Source organism: Longibacter salinarum (genome assembly GCF_002554795.1).
GTDB classification, from domain to species: Bacteria; Bacteroidota; Rhodothermia; order Rhodothermales; family Salinibacteraceae; genus Longibacter; species Longibacter salinarum.
Genome location: NZ_PDEQ01000002.1, coordinates 337,083 through 353,828, shown reverse-complemented (window position 1 = coordinate 353,828; position 16,746 = coordinate 337,083). Strand labels below are relative to the sequence as shown.

The 16,746-nt window shown below is 57.3% G+C and carries 16 protein-coding genes; 10 read left to right on the top strand and 6 right to left on the bottom strand.

Annotated features, from left to right (window positions below; genetic code table 11):
• Positions 1 to 27: 27 nt before the first annotated feature.
• Positions 28 to 1,176, bottom strand: a complete 1,149-nt coding sequence (gene bshA, locus CRI94_RS04935) for an N-acetyl-alpha-D-glucosaminyl L-malate synthase BshA (protein ID WP_098074559.1) — start codon at positions 1,174 to 1,176, stop codon at positions 28 to 30.
• A 355-nt stretch (positions 1,177 to 1,531) separates the two neighbouring features.
• On the opposite strand from bshA, the gene CRI94_RS04930 reads away from it, so the two are divergent.
• Entirely contained in the window at positions 1,532 to 2,173 is a 642-nt protein-coding gene (locus tag CRI94_RS04930) for an outer membrane beta-barrel protein (protein WP_098074558.1), read from the top strand.
• A 332-nt stretch (positions 2,174 to 2,505) separates the two neighbouring features.
• Here CRI94_RS04930 and CRI94_RS04925 read toward each other — a convergent pair whose 3' ends face one another.
• Entirely contained in the window at positions 2,506 to 3,207 is a 702-nt protein-coding gene (locus CRI94_RS04925) for a cell wall hydrolase (protein ID WP_098074835.1), read from the bottom strand.
• Between the two features lie 338 nt (positions 3,208 to 3,545).
• On the opposite strand from CRI94_RS04925, the gene CRI94_RS04920 reads away from it, so the two are divergent.
• The 8 genes from CRI94_RS04920 to hpf all read left to right on the top strand — a co-directional run bounded on the left by CRI94_RS04920 (position 3,546) and on the right by hpf (position 12,990).
• Positions 3,546 to 4,748 (top strand): 4-phosphoerythronate dehydrogenase, encoded by a 1,203-nt coding sequence (locus tag CRI94_RS04920; RefSeq protein WP_098074557.1) that lies wholly within the window; start codon positions 3,546 to 3,548, stop codon positions 4,746 to 4,748.
• Between the two features lie 167 nt (positions 4,749 to 4,915).
• Positions 4,916 to 6,373: an LptF/LptG family permease gene (locus CRI94_RS04915; protein WP_098074556.1), complete on the top strand. Its 1,458-nt coding sequence runs from the start codon at positions 4,916 to 4,918 to the stop codon at positions 6,371 to 6,373.
• 36 nt (positions 6,374 to 6,409) lie between these two features.
• Positions 6,410 to 7,081 carry a 16S rRNA (cytidine(1402)-2'-O)-methyltransferase gene (rsmI, locus tag CRI94_RS04910; RefSeq protein ID WP_098074555.1) on the top strand — a complete coding sequence of 224 codons (672 nt, stop codon included), beginning with the start codon at positions 6,410 to 6,412 and terminating at the stop codon, positions 7,079 to 7,081.
• Between the two features lie 254 nt (positions 7,082 to 7,335).
• Entirely contained in the window at positions 7,336 to 7,776 is a 441-nt protein-coding gene (locus tag CRI94_RS04905; RefSeq protein WP_143815306.1) for a TlpA family protein disulfide reductase, read from the top strand.
• A gap of 78 nt (positions 7,777 to 7,854) precedes the next feature.
• Positions 7,855 to 10,800 carry a glycosyltransferase family 117 protein gene (locus CRI94_RS04900; RefSeq protein ID WP_098074553.1) on the top strand — a complete coding sequence of 982 codons (2,946 nt, stop codon included), beginning with the start codon at positions 7,855 to 7,857 and terminating at the stop codon, positions 10,798 to 10,800.
• Positions 10,801 to 11,588: 788 nt separating this feature from the next.
• Positions 11,589 to 11,966, top strand: a complete 378-nt coding sequence (locus CRI94_RS18075) for a cold-shock protein (protein WP_098074552.1) — start codon at positions 11,589 to 11,591, stop codon at positions 11,964 to 11,966.
• Between the two features lie 119 nt (positions 11,967 to 12,085).
• Positions 12,086 to 12,556, top strand: coding sequence for an rRNA maturation RNase YbeY (gene ybeY, locus CRI94_RS04890; protein WP_098074551.1), 471 nt, complete (start codon positions 12,086 to 12,088; stop codon positions 12,554 to 12,556).
• A 122-nt stretch (positions 12,557 to 12,678) separates the two neighbouring features.
• Complete coding sequence (hpf, locus tag CRI94_RS04885) at positions 12,679 to 12,990, top strand: ribosome hibernation-promoting factor, HPF/YfiA family (protein WP_245846073.1); 312 nt, start codon at positions 12,679 to 12,681, stop codon at positions 12,988 to 12,990.
• A gap of 113 nt (positions 12,991 to 13,103) precedes the next feature.
• Here hpf and metF read toward each other — a convergent pair whose 3' ends face one another.
• Positions 13,104 to 14,060, bottom strand: coding sequence for a methylenetetrahydrofolate reductase [NAD(P)H] (metF, locus tag CRI94_RS04880; protein ID WP_098074550.1), 957 nt, complete (start codon positions 14,058 to 14,060; stop codon positions 13,104 to 13,106).
• Positions 14,061 to 14,253: 193 nt separating this feature from the next.
• Between metF and CRI94_RS04875 the strand changes: the two genes are divergently transcribed.
• Positions 14,254 to 14,859 (top strand): 5'-methylthioadenosine/S-adenosylhomocysteine nucleosidase family protein, encoded by a 606-nt coding sequence (locus CRI94_RS04875; protein WP_098074549.1) that lies wholly within the window; start codon positions 14,254 to 14,256, stop codon positions 14,857 to 14,859.
• Between the two features lie 112 nt (positions 14,860 to 14,971).
• Here CRI94_RS04875 and CRI94_RS04870 read toward each other — a convergent pair whose 3' ends face one another.
• From CRI94_RS04870 to CRI94_RS04860, 3 genes are all read right to left on the bottom strand, one after another.
• Positions 14,972 to 15,283, bottom strand: a complete 312-nt coding sequence (locus tag CRI94_RS04870; protein WP_098074548.1) for a hypothetical protein — start codon at positions 15,281 to 15,283, stop codon at positions 14,972 to 14,974.
• Positions 15,284 to 15,473: 190 nt separating this feature from the next.
• A complete protein-coding gene (locus CRI94_RS04865) occupies positions 15,474 to 15,959 on the bottom strand; it encodes a cytochrome C oxidase subunit IV family protein (RefSeq protein ID WP_098074547.1) in 486 nt (161 codons plus the stop codon).
• A gap of 46 nt (positions 15,960 to 16,005) precedes the next feature.
• On the bottom strand, positions 16,006 to 16,734 hold the full coding sequence (locus tag CRI94_RS04860) for a cytochrome c oxidase subunit 3 family protein (protein ID WP_098074546.1): 729 nt from the start codon (positions 16,732 to 16,734) through the stop codon (positions 16,006 to 16,008).
• Between the last annotated feature and the right edge of the window lie 12 nt (positions 16,735 to 16,746).

Below are 16,746 nucleotides of genomic sequence, written 5' to 3'. Positions count from 1 at the left end.
CAACGATACATGGGCAGCCCTTCCGGCCTATCCCACCGATTCCAGCAGGTTCTCTCGCACCTTCTCGTAGTAGCGCTCGTAGTGCGGAACGATCTGCCGGATGTCGAACGTGTCCTCCGCTCGCGAGCGAGCCGCGTCTGACATCCGCGTGTGAAGATCCTCGTCGACCAGCAGGCGGCGACACGCCTCTTCGAACGCGTCGATGTCGTCCAATTCACAGAGGAAGCCCGTTTCGCCATCCTCGACGAGTTCTGGAAGCCCACCGACGTTGCTCGCCACCACGGGAACGTCACAAGCCATTGCTTCGAGCGCAGCCAGACCGAATGTCTCAGAGCCACTCGGCATCAGAAAGACATCGGCAATCGACAGGATTTCCTCCACGGGATCCTGCTTTCCGAGAAAGCGGATATCGTCATAAACCCCGAGGTCGCGGGCCTTGCGTTCGGATGGAACGCGATCAGGACCATCGCCCACGAGCAGGAGCTTGACCGGTAGGTCGTCCTCGCGAAGCCGATGAAAGATTTCCACGACCTGCTGCGCGTTCTTGACTGGCCGAAAGTTCGACACGTGCGCGATGACCTTCTCCCCGTTCGGACAAAGCGCCTGCTTGAAGTGCTCTTTGTTTTGCCGGAAAAAACGCTCCGTATCGATAAAATTGGGAATGACCTCGATCCCGTTATCGATGTCGAAATGGTCGTAGGTCTCCTGCCGCAGATAGTTGGACACGGCGGTGACGCCATCAGACTCATTGATTGACCACGTGACGACCGGCGCGAACGAAGGGTCTTGCCCAATGAGCGTAATATCGGTGCCGTGGAGGGTCGTGACGACCGGCATGTGCACCCCTTCCGTCGCGAGTATCTGCCGCGCCATCACGGCGCTGGTGGCATGAGGAATGGCGTAGTGCACGTGCATGAGGTCGAGACCCGCGTGCTTCGCGATATCCACCATTTTGCTCGTCAGCGAGAGCGTGTACGGGGGATACTCGAAGAGCGGATACGACTGAACATTCACCTCGTGGAAAAAGATGTTTCCGGCAATGTGAGAGAGCCGGAAGGGCATCGATGACGAAATGAAGTGGATCTCGTGACCGCGATTTGCAAGCGCCTTACCAAGTTCGGTCGCCACGACGCCACTTCCGCCGTACGTGGGATAACAGGTGATACCTATTTTCATCGGATGCGTAGACGTAAAGCCAATCGATTGGATGCAGAACCAACTCACGACCTAATGGCAGGTTGCGGAGACCGCATGGACTCCGGCGTCGAAGACCGACATAGCCGTCACGGGACCGTAATTTCTAATAATCGCCACATCGCGTTCCGCAGTCACGTCCACCCGCGTTAGCGCACATATCGTCGGAAGAATGTAATAATCCGCTTGTGACTTTGGACACCGTACCTGCGGCTCGTAGTGTACGAATTGGAATCTGAAGGTCTGTTGTCTCGACGGTCGAGCCAATGATACGGGCTCACGCCGACCCAGCTTCGATTCTACGCTCACAATCGTTTCCATAGCCCTCTACCGGTTCATGCGCGCAATGCTCAAACGCTTTGCTACTTCTGCCCTCGCTCTCGCCATCATCGTTCTCGTGGGAGCTTCGCCGGCTCATGCCCAACTCGGGATTGCCGGAGGCCTCAACTTTGAATCGTCTGACGACATCAGCACAAGCAGCGCGGACGCAAACTTCGAAAATTCCACCGGTTACCACATCGGTGTGGTGTACGACGCTGGGTTCGGTCCCGTGAACATCCGCCCGGGCTTCTTTTACCGAAAGGTCGGTACTTACGAATTCGGAAACACGACAGGGGGTGGCGCAGCCGGAACGATTGATATTAGCACATTTGAGGTTCCGGTCGACGTACGACTCAACCTGCTGGTCACGCCGGTCATTACGCCATATGTCCTTGCCGGCCCGATGCTAACCATCCCGCGGTCGAACGTGGACGGCTTCGGTAACGGTGATGACTTCGACGACTTCACGGAGGACATGTCCCTGTCTGCGAACGTGGGTGCTGGTGTGCAGCTGAACCTCCCTGCCGTTCCGTTCAAACTGCAACCCGAACTGCGGTACGAATTTGGAATTTCGGAGTACGTGGACACGGATGCTGTCGAAGTTTCCGAAAGTCCGAAGTTCAGCGCATTCAGCCTGCGACTCAACGTCATATTCTAGCGAAGGAAGTGACCTCTCGTGACAGAGAGAATTGCAAAAGAGGTGCATGGACCATCATCGTCCGTGCACCTCTTTTCTTTTGCGACATGCTGAAATCGCGACATCGGACCTCGTCGTCTCCCCTGCCGCCCAATCACTACGGCGGGCAGCCAGAAGCTCCGTCGTCTCCATCGCCGGTCGCATGCCCGTACGCATCCACCGATCAGACATACGAAAGTGCGGTTTTCAGGATCACAGAAAAGCCCTCCTTGCTGGTATACACGAAAACGCCGGACTCCAGCAGTACTGGAGCTCCGGCGCCTGGACATCAAAGAATGTAGAGATCCGTCCGCTCAGGATATCTTCTCATAGAACCGGAAGCGGCGGGAGTCCACCGTGTAATTCCAACCGGGAGAGACGTGCTCACGCTGCTGCACCCAGTACGGGAACTGGTTGTTCGGCATTGAGATCTCGCTGAAGAAGTGCCTGGTTTTGATCGAGAACGGCCGATACGCTGGGTCCGCACGTCGAACGTAGTGCGCAATTGTGAGCGCTCGTTGCCAGCCCGGAAGCTGCGTCTCCGGTGTCAGATTCATGTAGAACGAGCGTTTCTGCGAGTTGGGATTGAACGCACTGAACTGGTACGGGTCGAGCACGACATCCTTGTAGTCCGACCGTCCCCGGTATTCTGTCTCAACCCGATTCCGAACAACCCACGCGACGAGTTCTTGCTCGTGCGGAATCTTGGTCTCGGAGTAGATGCAGCGGGCCAGCCACAGCGTGGCGTTATCGATGGACGGAAGCGACGCACTCTGTCCAGACGTGTGCTGTGAGTAGCCGTAAATCGCGCTCAAAAGTTCATACGCCTCTCCCGTCGTATCTGCTGCCGTAATGGTACGTGGTCCATGCGAGGGAGCCGGCGTAAAAGCGGCTGCCCAGGAAGCAGCATAGAGAGACGAAGACCTGCCTGATTCGCCGAAGGTCAACGTCGACACTTTGGCGGCCGAGAAGACCAAGACGATACTCAGACCGAAGAAAATAGCGCGGTAGCTCATGCGGTTGCCCATTTGTTATACAAGCTGCGAACGACGCCCGACACTGCAAATTACGCCGTATGGGATTGGAAAATAAGGACTTAGCGCTTGTGCCCCTTTTCCAAGTTCGGAGCGATCAACGAGTGCTGCATAAGCAGGTTTCCGAATCGGATTTTATGTAACTCGTTGTATTGATTTGCCTTGTGGGTCCAGCGCGAGGGATCTTGACACGACCTTCCCTATCTCTTGACGCCTGGTTCCTTCCGTCTTTAAAATGTTTACGACCCTATCAGTGGATCTATTATGGTCTGGTCAATCTTATAAATTGGAAAAAGCGCTTCCTCCGTACACCTGTGCTTATGCCCACCCTGTCGCTTTCTGTACTTGCGGATGAGAATATTCCCCTCGCCTCAGAAGCTTTTGGCTCACTTGGAACGGTACAAACCCTACCGGGCCGGGCAATCGAGCGAGCTGATTTGATGGACATCGATGCCCTCTTCGTTCGCAGCGTCACCACCGTCGGCCCCGAGCTGTTGTCAGGGACCCCGGTCCGGTTCGTGGGCTCTGCAACGATCGGAACCGACCATATCGATCAGGAATGGCTACAAAATGAAGGCATCGCGTTCGCACATGCACCGGCCTCCAACGCCGACTCCGTAGCGGACTACGTGGTCGCCATTGCTCTCCATCTGGCGCTTAAGACTGACACGTCTCTCGCCGACCGTACAGCCGGAATCATTGGATGCGGCAACACCGGCTCTCGTGTAGCGGCACGGCTGCGAGCACTGGGCGCAAACGTCCTGCAGAATGATCCACCGCTCGCAGAAGAGGCAGACAAACGAGGAGAAGACCACCCCTATGTATCGCTCGATCACGTGCTCGAAAAGGCAAATCTCATTTCACTCCATACGCCGCTGACGACACACGGTCCGCATCCAACGCACCACCTGTTCAACGGCGATCGGATTGGACAACTTCAGAAAGAGACGTGGCTGATCAATACGTCACGCGGGGCAGTCATTGACAACCAGGCCCTATCGAGCTGCCTTCGTGCCCCGAGGGCCAACGTGACGGCCACAGCCCTCGACGTCTGGGAGAATGAGCCCACCCCAGACGCGGAGTTGCTTCGCCACGTCGATCTATCCACACCGCACGTGGCGGGCTACGCGTTTGACGGGAAGGTCCGCGGCACTTCGATGCTTTACCACGCCTTCTGCGAGTTTCTCGACATCGAGCCTGCATGGTCGCCGGACGCGGCTCTGGCACCGGCCCGTCTGGGGGCTCTTCGCCTTTCCCCGCCCGACGCGCGTCTGCCACGAACGGAGTACCTCGACGCCCTCGCCCGGCAAGCATGCGATGTCGCAGCCGACCATCACCGACTTCAGAAGGTCCTGGATGTGCCACCAGATGAGCGTGGCGCGTACTTTAGCCGCCTTCGGAAGACCTACCCGAAGCGCCGAGAAATGCAGATGCACTCCGTCTCAAAAGATGCGGTCCCGGAAGCCTACCACGAGTTCGTTCGCGACGGTCTGCAGATCACGCTTGTAGACGATGTACGGTAGACGTGAACGTTCATGTCGTACCCGATCGGTGCCGTATGGACCTACTAGAATCATGTTGAATGGGTGTCCTCCGATGCCGGGCGGGCGAGTTTCTTTCCCTGCGAACAGCACGCGGAGTTAAAGGTTGACGTTATGCTGTTGTCACGTTCCTCGTCGCACCCGTACCTGTGAAGCGCCTACACTGGATCATTCTGCGCCGCCTGCCGGGCCCGTTCCTGGGCTGGCTGGGCACGCTCATGTTCCTGTTGGTCATGCAATTCCTGATTCGCTGGCTACCAGAGATCGCCGGGAAGGGCATACCGATGACGGTCATCCTTGAGTTGATCGTCTACAACCTCGCGTACATGGTCGTGCTGGCGGTGCCGATGTCGGTTCTTCTGGCAGCACTCATGACGTTTGGCGGACTGGCTGAATCGCAGTACTATGCCGTCATCAAGAGTACGGGCATCTCGTTCGCTCAACTCGTCTGGCCTACCCTCGTCGTCGGACTGCTCGTGACGGGCGGGATGATGTATTTCAACAACGTGATGCTACCGGAGGCCAATCATCGGGCGAGCGTGCTGTGGAAGGACATTCGTACAAAACGTCCTGGATTCGACCTTCAACCCGGCGTCTTCTACAACGGAGTCGACGACTACAGCATTCTGATTGGCGACCGTCCCGAGGGTACGAATAAGCTGTACAACATCACGATCTACGACTACACGGAGGGGCGAAGCGAACAGGCCGTAATCAAGGCTGCACACGGACGGCTTCAGCCGAGCCGCGACGGCACCAGCATCACACTGTTGCTCTACGACGGCGAGATGCATCGCCCTCGACCGGGTACCGGGGGGCGAACATCCAAGTACGAACGCCTCTCCTTCGCGCGTCACTCGCTGCGCCTCGACCTGTCGGACTTCGTATTCCAGCGTTCGGACGACGGCAGTCGCCGATCTGACCGCACCATGCCGACTGCAACGATGATTGATGTGGTCGACTCCTTGAAGGTGGAGCGAGACTCGCAACTTGTAGACCTCCAGTCCAACCTCGTCGGATACGTCCATCTTGATTCCGAATCGCCGCGCAACGACCTACCCCAACTGGTCCATCCGGACTCCACGAGCGGTGGTTCGGCCCTCGACACGATTCCCGTCCCGACGCCGTACGCCGGCCTTCACGGATTAGCCGTGTCGCAACAGCATGCCGTCGCTGGTAAAGCGCTGCAGGAAGCGCGATCCGCTCAGTCCGTTGCACGAAGTGCAGCACGTACGCTCGGCTGGAAGACCAAACGTATTCAGCGCTATCGTGTCGAGATCTACAAAAAGTTTTCGATCGCGATCGCGTGCCTCATTTTTATGTTTATCGGTGCCCCCCTCGGGCTCAGCATCCGACGCGGCGGACTGGCAACGATCGGAGGCATCGCCCTGGGGATCTTCATGTTCTACTGGGTCACACTCGTCCAGGGTGAGAAACTCGCCGACCGTGGCCTGCTCGAACCGTGGGTTGGTATGTGGATCGCCAACGCCATCATGATCGTCGTCGGATTGTGGCTCGTGATGTATGTGATCCTCGACCTTCGCGCCACGCCTCCCCTGCGAAGCCGTCTGTGGATGTGGCTGAAGTCCCTCGTCGGACGCTCCTGACGCAGCGTTTCTCCCTTCTCCTTTCTCCGCCTGCCGGTGCTTTACCTCGTACCCACCCCCATTGGCAATCTAGAAGACGTCACGATCCGAGCCATTCGGGTACTACGTGAGTCCGACCTGATTGCGTGCGAAGATACGCGCACCTCCGGTGTGTTCCTCTCGAAGTACGGCATCGATACGCCAACGACATCGTACCACGACCACAATGAACGAGAGAAAGCCCCGCAGTTGGTGAAGCGAATGCGGGCCGGTCATCAGATCGCATTGATCACCGACGCCGGGGCACCGGGCATATCGGATCCCGGTTTTTTCCTCGTCCGCGCGGCACACCGGGCCGGCGTTGACATCCAGGCTCTCCCCGGCCCCACCGCCTTTGTCCCCGCGCTGACGGCAAGTGCCCTGCCCTGCGACCGCTTCGTGTTTGAAGGCTTTCTACCAAAGAAGAAAGGGCGCCAGACCCGAATCAAGACCATCGCGAGCGAACCTCGTACCGTCGTCTTCTACGAATCGCCGCATCGCCTCCTCCGCACCCTCGACGATCTGATCGAACAATGCGGTCCAGAGCGCCCCGTCGCCGTTGCACGTGAGTTGACGAAGACCTACGAAGAAATTGAACGTGGAACGCTACGAGAGGTGCACTCGTATTTTGCCGGGTATGAAAAAGTCAGAGGGGAGATCGTCATTGTCCTCGGCGGAGCGGACGCGTAGTCCGCGAGCCCTCTCCACGGAAGCACCTGCCTATTCCCCTCACTCGTGATCTACATCCCGTCATGATCTCAGACCTCGTGTCCGGACGTTCGACCTTCCCCCGAGTCAACCTACAACTGACTTCCGTCCTTCTCGCTCTCGTAATCCTTGGCGCGTCTGGCATCTTGAGTCCTGCTGCCCTTGCGCAAGACGGTCCAACACCTCTTGACGCTGACCGTGACTCGGTTGGGGATGTCACAAACCCCACGCCCATTATGTCCGCACCGGCACCGACCGACGCGGAAAAGGCGGTTCGCGAAATGCTAAAGGAGGACGGCGTAAACGTCGTTCATTTCTGGGCGCCGTGGTGCTCGAACGCCAAAAACGAACTCGAATCTGGCTGGGGCGATCTCGTCCGTAATAATCCGGACATTGACTTCGTATTTATCAGCATCTGGAACGATGGGGAAAGCGGCGCATCCGTTCTCGATCAGTACGATATCCCCGACCGCGTGACGACACTTACGTTGCCCGACACCGGTTCGAGTGACAACGAGGACCTGCGCCGCCGTCAATTTCTCGGCCTCCCGTTCACGTGGAGCCCGTCGACGTGGATCTTTCACCAGAATGGTGAGCTCGCCTTCGCTATGAACTACGGCGAGATGCAGATGTCGACCATCCAGCAGCTTATCGACAATACGCAGGCTGACTGGTAACTGCACCCTCTTTCGACTTTTCCAGCGCGGGCCGCTCGGCCTGCTGCTTCGTCTTCTCCCCTTTGGTAATTCGACAGAATGAACTGGAAGTGGACTGATCGTATCGCCGCCGGCTTCGTCTTCGTGTGGGCCCTGGTGCTTTACTCGCTGACGGTTGCCCCGACGACCTCGTTCTGGGACGCCGGTGAGTTTATCGCCAGCGTGTACAAGCTCCAGGTGATGCACCCTCCCGGGGCTCCATTTTACATGCTCATGGGGCGGTTCTTCTCCATGTTCGTCCCCACCGATTACGTCGCCCTGGCGGTCAACATGATCTCCGTACTCTCAAGTGCGGGTACCGTCTTATTGACCCATCTGATCATTCTCCGACTGGTTCGACGGTGGCATGGCGCGCCGTCGACATGGTCGCCCGAACAACGCGTCGTCGGACTCGGGAGCGGCATTATCGGAGCCCTCGCCTTCGCAGCAAGTGACACCTTCTGGTTCAACGCGGTCGAAGCCGAGGTCTACGCCCTCTCGATGTTCTTTACGGCGCTGGTGGTCTACCTCGCCATGCGCTGGAGCGACGAAGCTGCTGCTGAGGAACGCCTCCTCGCCGGTGGTCGCCACCCGTTTGGCCTTAGCGCGAACCGCTACCTGGTTCTGATCGCCTATTTCTTCGGGCTCGCTATTGGCGTTCACCTGCTGAACCTGCTGGCGTTCTTCTTCGTCGCACTCATCATCTTCTTTACCGAGTACGACCAGCCGGAGTGGGACTCGGGTAAACGCTTGAAGATGATCCTTGTGACGGGCGTGGTCGCGTCGATCGTCTTCTTTACGATCTACCCCGGCGTCATTCTCTACGTGCCGAAGTTCATCGGTGCCGTTGGCTCGCCGCTGATTGCCGTTTTCCTGCTCGTGGCCCTTGTCCTCGGTGGTCTCTACGTGACGCACAAACGGCAGATGCAGGTCGCTAACATCGCGCTTCTCTGCCTCACGGTCATCCTGGTCGGGTATTCGTCGTACGCGCTCATTTTCATTCGCAGCGCGACCGAGCCGAACATTGACCTGAATGATCCGGACACACCCGAACGGTTCGTCTCGTATCTCGAACGCGAACAGTATGGGTCAACGCCTCTTCTGAAGGGCATGACCTACGACGACGAAAGTGGGGTTGTCCCGCGCGAAGGAGAAGCCAGCCCGGAGTGGTTTCCCCGACGCCACTCGATCAGTCAATCGCACTGGCGCGTGTACGATCGGTATGATTCCGACTGGGAGTTTTTCTGGGAATACCAGGTCGGCCACATGTATGTCCGGTACTTCCTCTGGAACTTTGCGGGCCGGCAGAGCGACGTGCAGGATGCTCCGGCCGTGACGGGTATTTCGTTCGTCGATCCACCGGACACCCAACTTCGCCAGACGCCGAGCGAGAAGGCATCACACAACGTCTACTTTGCCCTTCCTCTTCTTCTCGGGCTGTTTGGTGCATTTTACCACGCAAGCCGCGACTGGCGTCGTGCGTTTAGCGTGTTTACCCTGTTCCTCGTGACGGGGATCGGGATTATCATCTACCTGAACCAGTCGCCCAACCAGCCGCGAGAACGTGACTATGCCTACGTAGCGAGTTTCTTCGCCTTCTCCCTGTGGATCGGAATCGGGGCCGGGGGCATGCTCGAACTCGCGTACGACGCCATCCGGAGCAGCCTGAAGAGCATGCAACGAACAAGCGTGATGACGGGCGTTGCTGCTCTCATCTTCGCCGCGGTACCGCTGTGGATGACGGCCGAAAACTATGACGACCATGATCGCTCCGGCAACTTCGTGGCGCGTGATTACGCGTACAACATGCTAAACAGCGTCGCGGAGAACGGCGTTCTGTTCACGAACGGCGACAACGACACGTATCCGCTCTGGTACATGCAGGAAGTTGAAGGTATTCGTACCGATGTCCGGGTGGCGAACCTGTCGTTGCTGAACACCGACTGGTACGTCAAGCAAATGAAGAACGAGCAGGCGTACAAGTCCGAACCGCTACCGATTTCCATGTCGGAGCAGCAGATCAACAACCTGCGCCCGACGCGCTTTGAACCACGACGCGTGCAGATCCCTGTTCAGGCGGATGCAGCGGATCAATTCAGTGACGTCTACCTCGCGGAGCGGACGACCGACTCCCTCTCCATTCAGCGTCCGATGTCGTGGCGGCTTGAGGGGCGGGCCTACGGCCGAGATGTCCGGGTTCTGCAAGTAGCCGACCTTGTCGCCTACAACATGATTCGGACGGCGGCAGAGGACGGCTGGAATCGCCCGATCTACTTCGCAACGACGGTTGCGCGCGATGGCACGTTGAACCTCGACCCCTTCTTCCAGCTCGAAGGACAGGCCAACCGGGTCGTACCGATTCGTAGCGATGCGGCGATCGGCCGAGCAGTGCCCGGGCTGACCGAGGAGCGCATGAACGCGTTCCGCTTCACAAACCTCTCGGATCCGGACCTGTATCTGAATGAAAATGCGCGTCGCATGATTGACGGATACCGGATTAGCTTCTCCCAGGCTGGAGAACAGCTTGCCCGCCAGGGCTACCCGGACCGGGCTCGCAACCTCCTCGGTACCTTCCTAGACCAGGTGCCCTTCTCCACCGTTGCGGGCGACATCCAGACGTTCGTCCTGATGGCCCGAGCCCTCGAGGTGGCTGGCGACATGGACCGAACGATCCGGGTGATGCAGGAGTCCGAACCCGTCGTACTACACGAGGTGCGACAGGGATCGCGCCGCTCCATGACCTACGCGCTCCAGTATGCCGGTTCGATCCGTGGAGCATACCGGGACGCCGGCATGGAGGAAGCACTCGCGTCGTTTGACAGCGAACTCGAGCAAGCACTCTCTGACGCCAACGTGGCCCTATCCGATCGCCAACGCCAGATGCTTGGACTTGCAGGATCTGGCGACACGAATGGAATGCCACCTGAGATGCTGCAACCGGAAGGCGCTCAGCCGAATGTCGCCCCTCCAACAGAGAACCAGAATGGAGGTGGCGGTAGGCCATAACATCCAAGCCTGATTCCGTATCGATTGCGCCTTTAAGAGGGGACGAGCCGTGTGCTCGTCCCCTCTTTTCATGCGCCCGGCTTAATAAACAGAAAAAATGGTTCCTGGCACCGATTACGTCTAGCACCTTTTTGCGACGTGTCCTCTCACCATATCCCACCTGCCTTTACGCACAAATCCACCACGCTGTCACCAACAGATCAGTAGCACTACAACACTCATTCGACATTCTCTTTTATGTTATATATGACATCACTAACAGTGCCGTCTTCCCGCGCTCTTTTACTGCATGACTGGCACCGTGCTGTGATATTGAATCGTTAAGATTATGTATCTTTAGGGGTCACATGCAGCGTTTTTACAGATGCTGCGCCCCTGGCCCTTCACAATTTCTACGATATAGCGCTGGGGAAGCAGATTGCCCCAATATAAGCCTTCGACGCCCTGCCAACGGGTGTATTTGTCGCACTGCGTCGCTTGACAGCGAGGCGAACGAGCGTCTATATTTCTTTACCAAGCAGGTCATGTGCCGTGGTGCTCCCCAACTCGGGGTGCAGGGAACGGAGCTTTAGTGGACATGACATCTCCCTGCGCCAGTAATGCTCGCAAGTCCGTTGAATCGAAGCCTTGGTTGTGGTCCCCCATTTCTGCTCTGGAAAGGACTGAATGGTTGCATGCGCTCTCTAATCGTCGTCCGCACACCGGACACAGGGAATGCGCGCATCTAATCGTCCACGAGAGTTTCGGGGGAAGCCCGGTTTTGGCTTCGTCTACGTGGAGGCCCAGACATGACGACTCAGTATAGTACGGTGAAGTGGTTTGACGCCAAGAAAGGCTACGGCTTCATCAACCATCCGGAAGGAGGCAACGACGTATTCATTCACTACTCGCAGATCGATTCAGACGATGACTTCAAGACCCTCCGAACGGGTCAGTCCGTCCAGTTCGAGATGAACGACGGACCGAAGGGATTGCACGCTGTGAACGTGCGTGCACTAGAGGAGGACGACACGTCCACATCGCAGCCGTCTCCCTCATCCGAGCTCGACACAGAAACGAGCGACATCGAACCCGTCCAGCCGGAAGAACATCTCGAGGCACAGCCCAGCCTGGACGCACCAACCGAGAAGAACGCCCCGGATGAAGGAACCTCGCCAACTCTCTGAGCACGGAGAGTTAGCGATCCGTCCTAGCATATCTCGCTGGGTAGAGTCGCGAACAACATGTCCCCACGGGCGTGAGGGCGTGGTGTGTTTGTCCGACAGTATTCAATCCGCGTGACGATATGTCCGACGCCCCATCGTATGCCGAGCCCGTTTCTATTGTCGTCGATCATGATGACCGTACGGTTGACACGGAGTCACTCACCGACCTCGTTCATGCGGTCGTGAACGGTGAAGGCAAATCCATTCGCCACGTCAGCATCGTTTGTGCTGACCACCAGACGGTGCGCAGACTGAATCGGGAATACCTCGACCACGACTATAACACCGACGTCCTGTCGTTCTCATTGGCCGATCCGGCTGAATCTGCTCTTGAGGGTGAGGTCTACATCGACCTCGACACAGCTGCTGAGAGACATGAGGAGTTTGGTTCGACCTACGAGACGGAGGTCGGGCGCTACGTAGCCCATGGTGTACTTCATCTCGCGGGATACGACGACGCAACCGATGAGGAGAAGCAGCGAATGCACGAACTCGAAGATCTGTATCTTCGGCAGGCCGGATGGTCGCCTGAGTCCGACGGCCGATCGTGAATCCGACAGCCCATCGAAACATTGCAGCGGGGTCGGGAATGTGTACAGTCCTCGAACCCTCGCCTCTCGTTTCACAGAGCGTTCGAGCCTCAGTTATTCGCTCAATCAACCGTCTCAGTATTATGAACACGCAGATCACGGTTCGGCACGTTGACGTTACGGACCACGTGAAAGAGTACGCTGAAAAACGTGCCGAGAAGCTGGAACGCTTTTACGACGGGATCGTGAGCACCCACATCATCCTTGGTGAGGACAATTCGCCCGCCCAGGACAAACAGGTGGAAATCAACATCGATGTCTATCAAAAGCGCCTGACGGCCGAGAATTCGGCCTCGACCTATGAGCAGGCCATCAACAGCTGCGTGGACCAACTGAGGCGCCAGCTCGAGAAGTATAAGTCTCAGCTTCGAAGTAAAAAGCGCGACGCGCACTAGGCGACACATATCTTCCTTTGCACCACGCGTGTGCGAACCAAGAAAACCGCCCGGAACGGTTCATCCCGTTTCGGGCGCTTCCTATGTTGACACTGACGGCATCGTATCAGCCGTTACGCCATCTCGCGGAGAGGCTCCACGATCCGTTTCACCGTTTTGGCACTTGACATGATATAAAAGTGGGCACACGGGACGCCTGCACTCATGAGTTCCTCGGTCTGGCGAAGAGCCCACTCCACGCCAACATCATCAACATGCTCCGGATCAGCAGCCTCAACTTCCGCCGCAAGGTCTTCCGGAATCTCTGTATGGAAGTAGCGCGGGAGCGACCGAAGGTGCCGCTTGTTGGTGATAATCTTGATTCCAGGAATAATTGGAACGTCGATTCCCACCTCTCGGCACCGGTCCACAAAGTCGAAGTACTTCTCATTATCAAAAAACATCTGCGTCACGACATAATGGGCACCGGCATCCACCTTTTTCTTCAGGTGCATGATGTCCCAGGCCAAGTTGGGCGCCTCAAAATGCTTTTCCGGGTATCCGCCAACCCCAATGCAGAAGTCGGTTGGTGCCGCCTCCATCAGGTCCTCCAGATATTCCCCGTGGTTCATCGCTCGAACCTGGCGCACGAGGTCCACCGCATATTCGTTCTGCGAACGTTCATTCGGAATCTGCTTATCGTATCCTTTGTCGTCGCCTCGTATGGCGAGCACATTGTCGATCCCGAGGTAGTTCAGCTCGATGAGTGCGTCCTCGGTTTCTTCTCGCGTAAAGCCCCGGCAGAGGAGGTGTGGGACCGTATCAATCCCGAAACGCGCTTCGATCGCAGCGCACAACCCGAGCGTGCCCGGACGTTTCCGCTTCACACACCGCTGCCACGCCCCATCCGGCATCTGTTTGTAGGACACTTCGGCGGAGTGACTGGTAACGTCAATAAATGGAGGTTCGTACGGCATCAGCTCCTCCACGACGCCTAGCATTTGCTCAGCCGAGCCTCCACGCTTTGGGGGAATGATCTCATAGGAGATCAGGGGATTATTCGCTCGCTCAAGATGCTCTATGACTTTCATGCGACGTGACTTTCAGCCGTTCGATGGTTTACTTAATAGCCCGTCCGTCGAACCGACAGACAGATTGTAATCTCGACAGGATGGATAGGTGCAAAGACCGATCCCAGGCAAGATCCTGGAAGCGTACGTTCAATTCTGCGGCCTAGCAGCCGTAAACACCGTTTGTCATACCTTTCAACCCACCCGGTGTTCGATGACAGGATTAGTGTTTACAACGGCGGAAGAAGCGGACGACATTTTGTCCTCTCTGGACGGAATACGTCCCGACAATCTTATGGAAGGCGATATTCTCTCCCTCGGTGACGTAGTCCTCGGCGTTCTTGGCGTAGGTAAAATCAAAGCTACGCTCAATACAGAGCGCCTCTTGCGCGATCATTCTGTCGCCCGTCTCATCCACGTAGGTACATGCACGGCGCTTTCTGACAACTACGATGTCGGGACACTCCTCGCGGGGTCGTTCGTGCTCGAAGGCGACCGAGTTCACCTCGATGCCCCGAGCTACCCTCGAATGCCGTTAGATTGCCCGTTCGAAACGGATGCGGAATGTACGATTGTCACGCAGGACCATGACATCGGTGATGACGAAGAGCACAGCTATTGGCAACGGATCGCGGATGTCAACGACACGTCGAGCTACGCACTCGCTTATGTAGCCGCGCAGCGCGGAATCCCCTGCCATATCGTTAAGGTCGTTGCGAGTCAGATGGGCGTAGACAGCGACTCGTTTCTTCGGGATCGACAGAAGGCTCACGAGCGGCTCAGTTCGTTTCTTTCCTCCCAGATCCTTGCCGAGGCCTGAGGTCTGTACACCCGACGTCGCTCTTCCAGCACACGGGAGCAAACGCAACCGCCGATTCCAGAAGATGGAACCGGCGGTTATTCAATATGAGAATGTTCTGTTTACAGCACCGCTAATTGCGACGTCGCCAGAGATCTTCGCGCCAGGCCTCTGGAAAGCCATCTGAGCCACCCCAGAAGTAGTTGTAGTCCGGGGATAGGATCTGAGCTCGCTGCCGCTTCTTCCGACGCTGATCGGCTCTGATCTCTCGTACACCGACCGGCACACTCTGTCCTGCTCGCCTCGCCTTTTCGCGAAGCATGACCGGATCCTTCTCGAACGGCAGTGGCTGCTCGGGAAAATATATGCGATACGCTGTCGCCGCGACCCACAGCAGCAGGAAGACGAGGATGGGGCCGAGGATCGTAAAGAATAGCAGAGACATAGTTAGGTGAAGGCTCCGACATCTGCGGTCAAGGAGCGGCCCCGAAAGTCGGGCCCGTGGGGCAACCTGATATGGGGTCAGTTGCCCCTCTTCATGGTATATGCATCCGGCGCAGTCGAAGGTCCCACCCGTTTGGCTCAAGCCGCCGTCGCCACGCAGCGTATACCAGAATGATTACTTCAGGGCTGAATTACTCGGTCGTCTCTGTGGTATCGGATGCCGTCGTATCCGAGGCAGCCGACGTGTCAGAAGACTCACCGTTGCGAAGCGCCTCGTAGTCTGCAGGACTGACGGCCATCTGCTCGGCAGAAAACGTCTTCTGCCGCTCACTCGCTTCGGTCTCCTGCTGTGTGATCTCGTCCACCGTTTCGGCGGATACGTCGCCTAGATCCCCACGAAACGCAGTATCGAAGAGCGTAAACGTGATAAAGATCACGACGAAGAGCGTCCCAACGGAAAACGTCAGGGAGTTGACCGGCTTATCGTACTTCAGCGCCATGAAGAACATCACGACGAGCGAAGCCTTAACCACCGCAATCAGAATAGCCACCGGCATGTCGAGCGGGCCAAGAGGCAACTGAGCGGCAACGACTGTGAGCACAGTCAGACCAATCAGAGATGCAAAGACCGTGGCGAGGGTCTTGAAGGGGATGATGTGATGCGATTCGTGCGACATAGGGAACGTCTTGGATTCGGTGTGTAGCGAGGAGGCAGTTCGAGCGCTACACGAGGTAGAGGAGCGGGAAAAGGAAAATCCAGACCAGGTCGACCAGGTGCCAGTACAGGCCAGACAGTTCGATATGCGTGTAGTACTCGCTATTGAAGTGTCCGCGGTACGTCCGGCTCGCAATCCAGCCGATCAGGATCATTCCCACGACGACGTGGAATCCGTGGATGCCCGTCATGACGAAGTAAATGCTGAAGAACTGCGGGGCGTAGGCATAGCTTGCAAGCGCTCCGTAGTCGACGCCGTGCGCCGTGCCATGAGGGTCAAACATGGCGCCGGGAAAGACGCCGTGTTCGAATTTGGCCGTGTACTCGAAGTACTTGATTACGAGGAAGACGCCGGCAAGTGAGATCGTCGTTATTTGGAGCCAGAAAGATCGCATGGTCTCCCCTTTCTGGATGTAGTGGATCGCCAGAGCGATCGTAAACGACGACGCCAGCAGGACGACCGTGTTGAGTCCACCCAAGTGCCAGTCAAGCGTTTGGCTGGCCACACTGAAGGTTTCCGGGTGCCACTGGCGGAAGACGGCATACGCGACGAACATGCCGCTGAAGAGCAGGACCTCCGTGATGAGAAACAGCCACATGCCGAGCTTCGCGGAGTCAAACTGCTGCTCCGACGAAACAAAGTGGTGTTGCAGGTGAGAGAGGTGCTCCTCGTGGTGATGATCCACCTCCGTCTGTGCCGGAGCGGCCGGCGTTTCGGTCGTGGTATCCGTTGCCATGAATCTAGCGTT

Coding starts and splice junctions, on each gene's coding strand:
- CRI94_RS04925 (WP_098074835.1), bottom strand. CDS start 3,207: ATGAGCTACCGCGCTATTTTCTTCGGTCTGAGTATCGTCTTGGTCTTC.
- ybeY (WP_098074551.1), top strand. CDS start 12,086: ATGTCCGACGCCCCATCGTATGCCGAGCCCGTTTCTATTGTCGTCGAT.
- CRI94_RS04860 (WP_098074546.1), bottom strand. CDS start 16,734: ATGGCAACGGATACCACGACCGAAACGCCGGCCGCTCCGGCACAGACG.
- bshA (WP_098074559.1), bottom strand. CDS start 1,176: ATGAAAATAGGTATCACCTGTTATCCCACGTACGGCGGAAGTGGCGTC.
- CRI94_RS04930 (WP_098074558.1), top strand. CDS start 1,532: ATGCGCGCAATGCTCAAACGCTTTGCTACTTCTGCCCTCGCTCTCGCC.
- CRI94_RS18075 (WP_098074552.1), top strand. CDS start 11,589: ATGACGACTCAGTATAGTACGGTGAAGTGGTTTGACGCCAAGAAAGGC.
- CRI94_RS04875 (WP_098074549.1), top strand. CDS start 14,254: ATGACAGGATTAGTGTTTACAACGGCGGAAGAAGCGGACGACATTTTG.
- CRI94_RS04900 (WP_098074553.1), top strand. CDS start 7,855: ATGAACTGGAAGTGGACTGATCGTATCGCCGCCGGCTTCGTCTTCGTG.
- hpf (WP_245846073.1), top strand. CDS start 12,679: ATGAACACGCAGATCACGGTTCGGCACGTTGACGTTACGGACCACGTG.
- CRI94_RS04905 (WP_143815306.1), top strand. CDS start 7,336: ATGTCCGCACCGGCACCGACCGACGCGGAAAAGGCGGTTCGCGAAATG.
- CRI94_RS04865 (WP_098074547.1), bottom strand. CDS start 15,959: ATGTCGCACGAATCGCATCACATCATCCCCTTCAAGACCCTCGCCACG.
- CRI94_RS04870 (WP_098074548.1), bottom strand. CDS start 15,283: ATGTCTCTGCTATTCTTTACGATCCTCGGCCCCATCCTCGTCTTCCTG.
- CRI94_RS04920 (WP_098074557.1), top strand. CDS start 3,546: ATGCCCACCCTGTCGCTTTCTGTACTTGCGGATGAGAATATTCCCCTC.
- metF (WP_098074550.1), bottom strand. CDS start 14,060: ATGAAAGTCATAGAGCATCTTGAGCGAGCGAATAATCCCCTGATCTCC.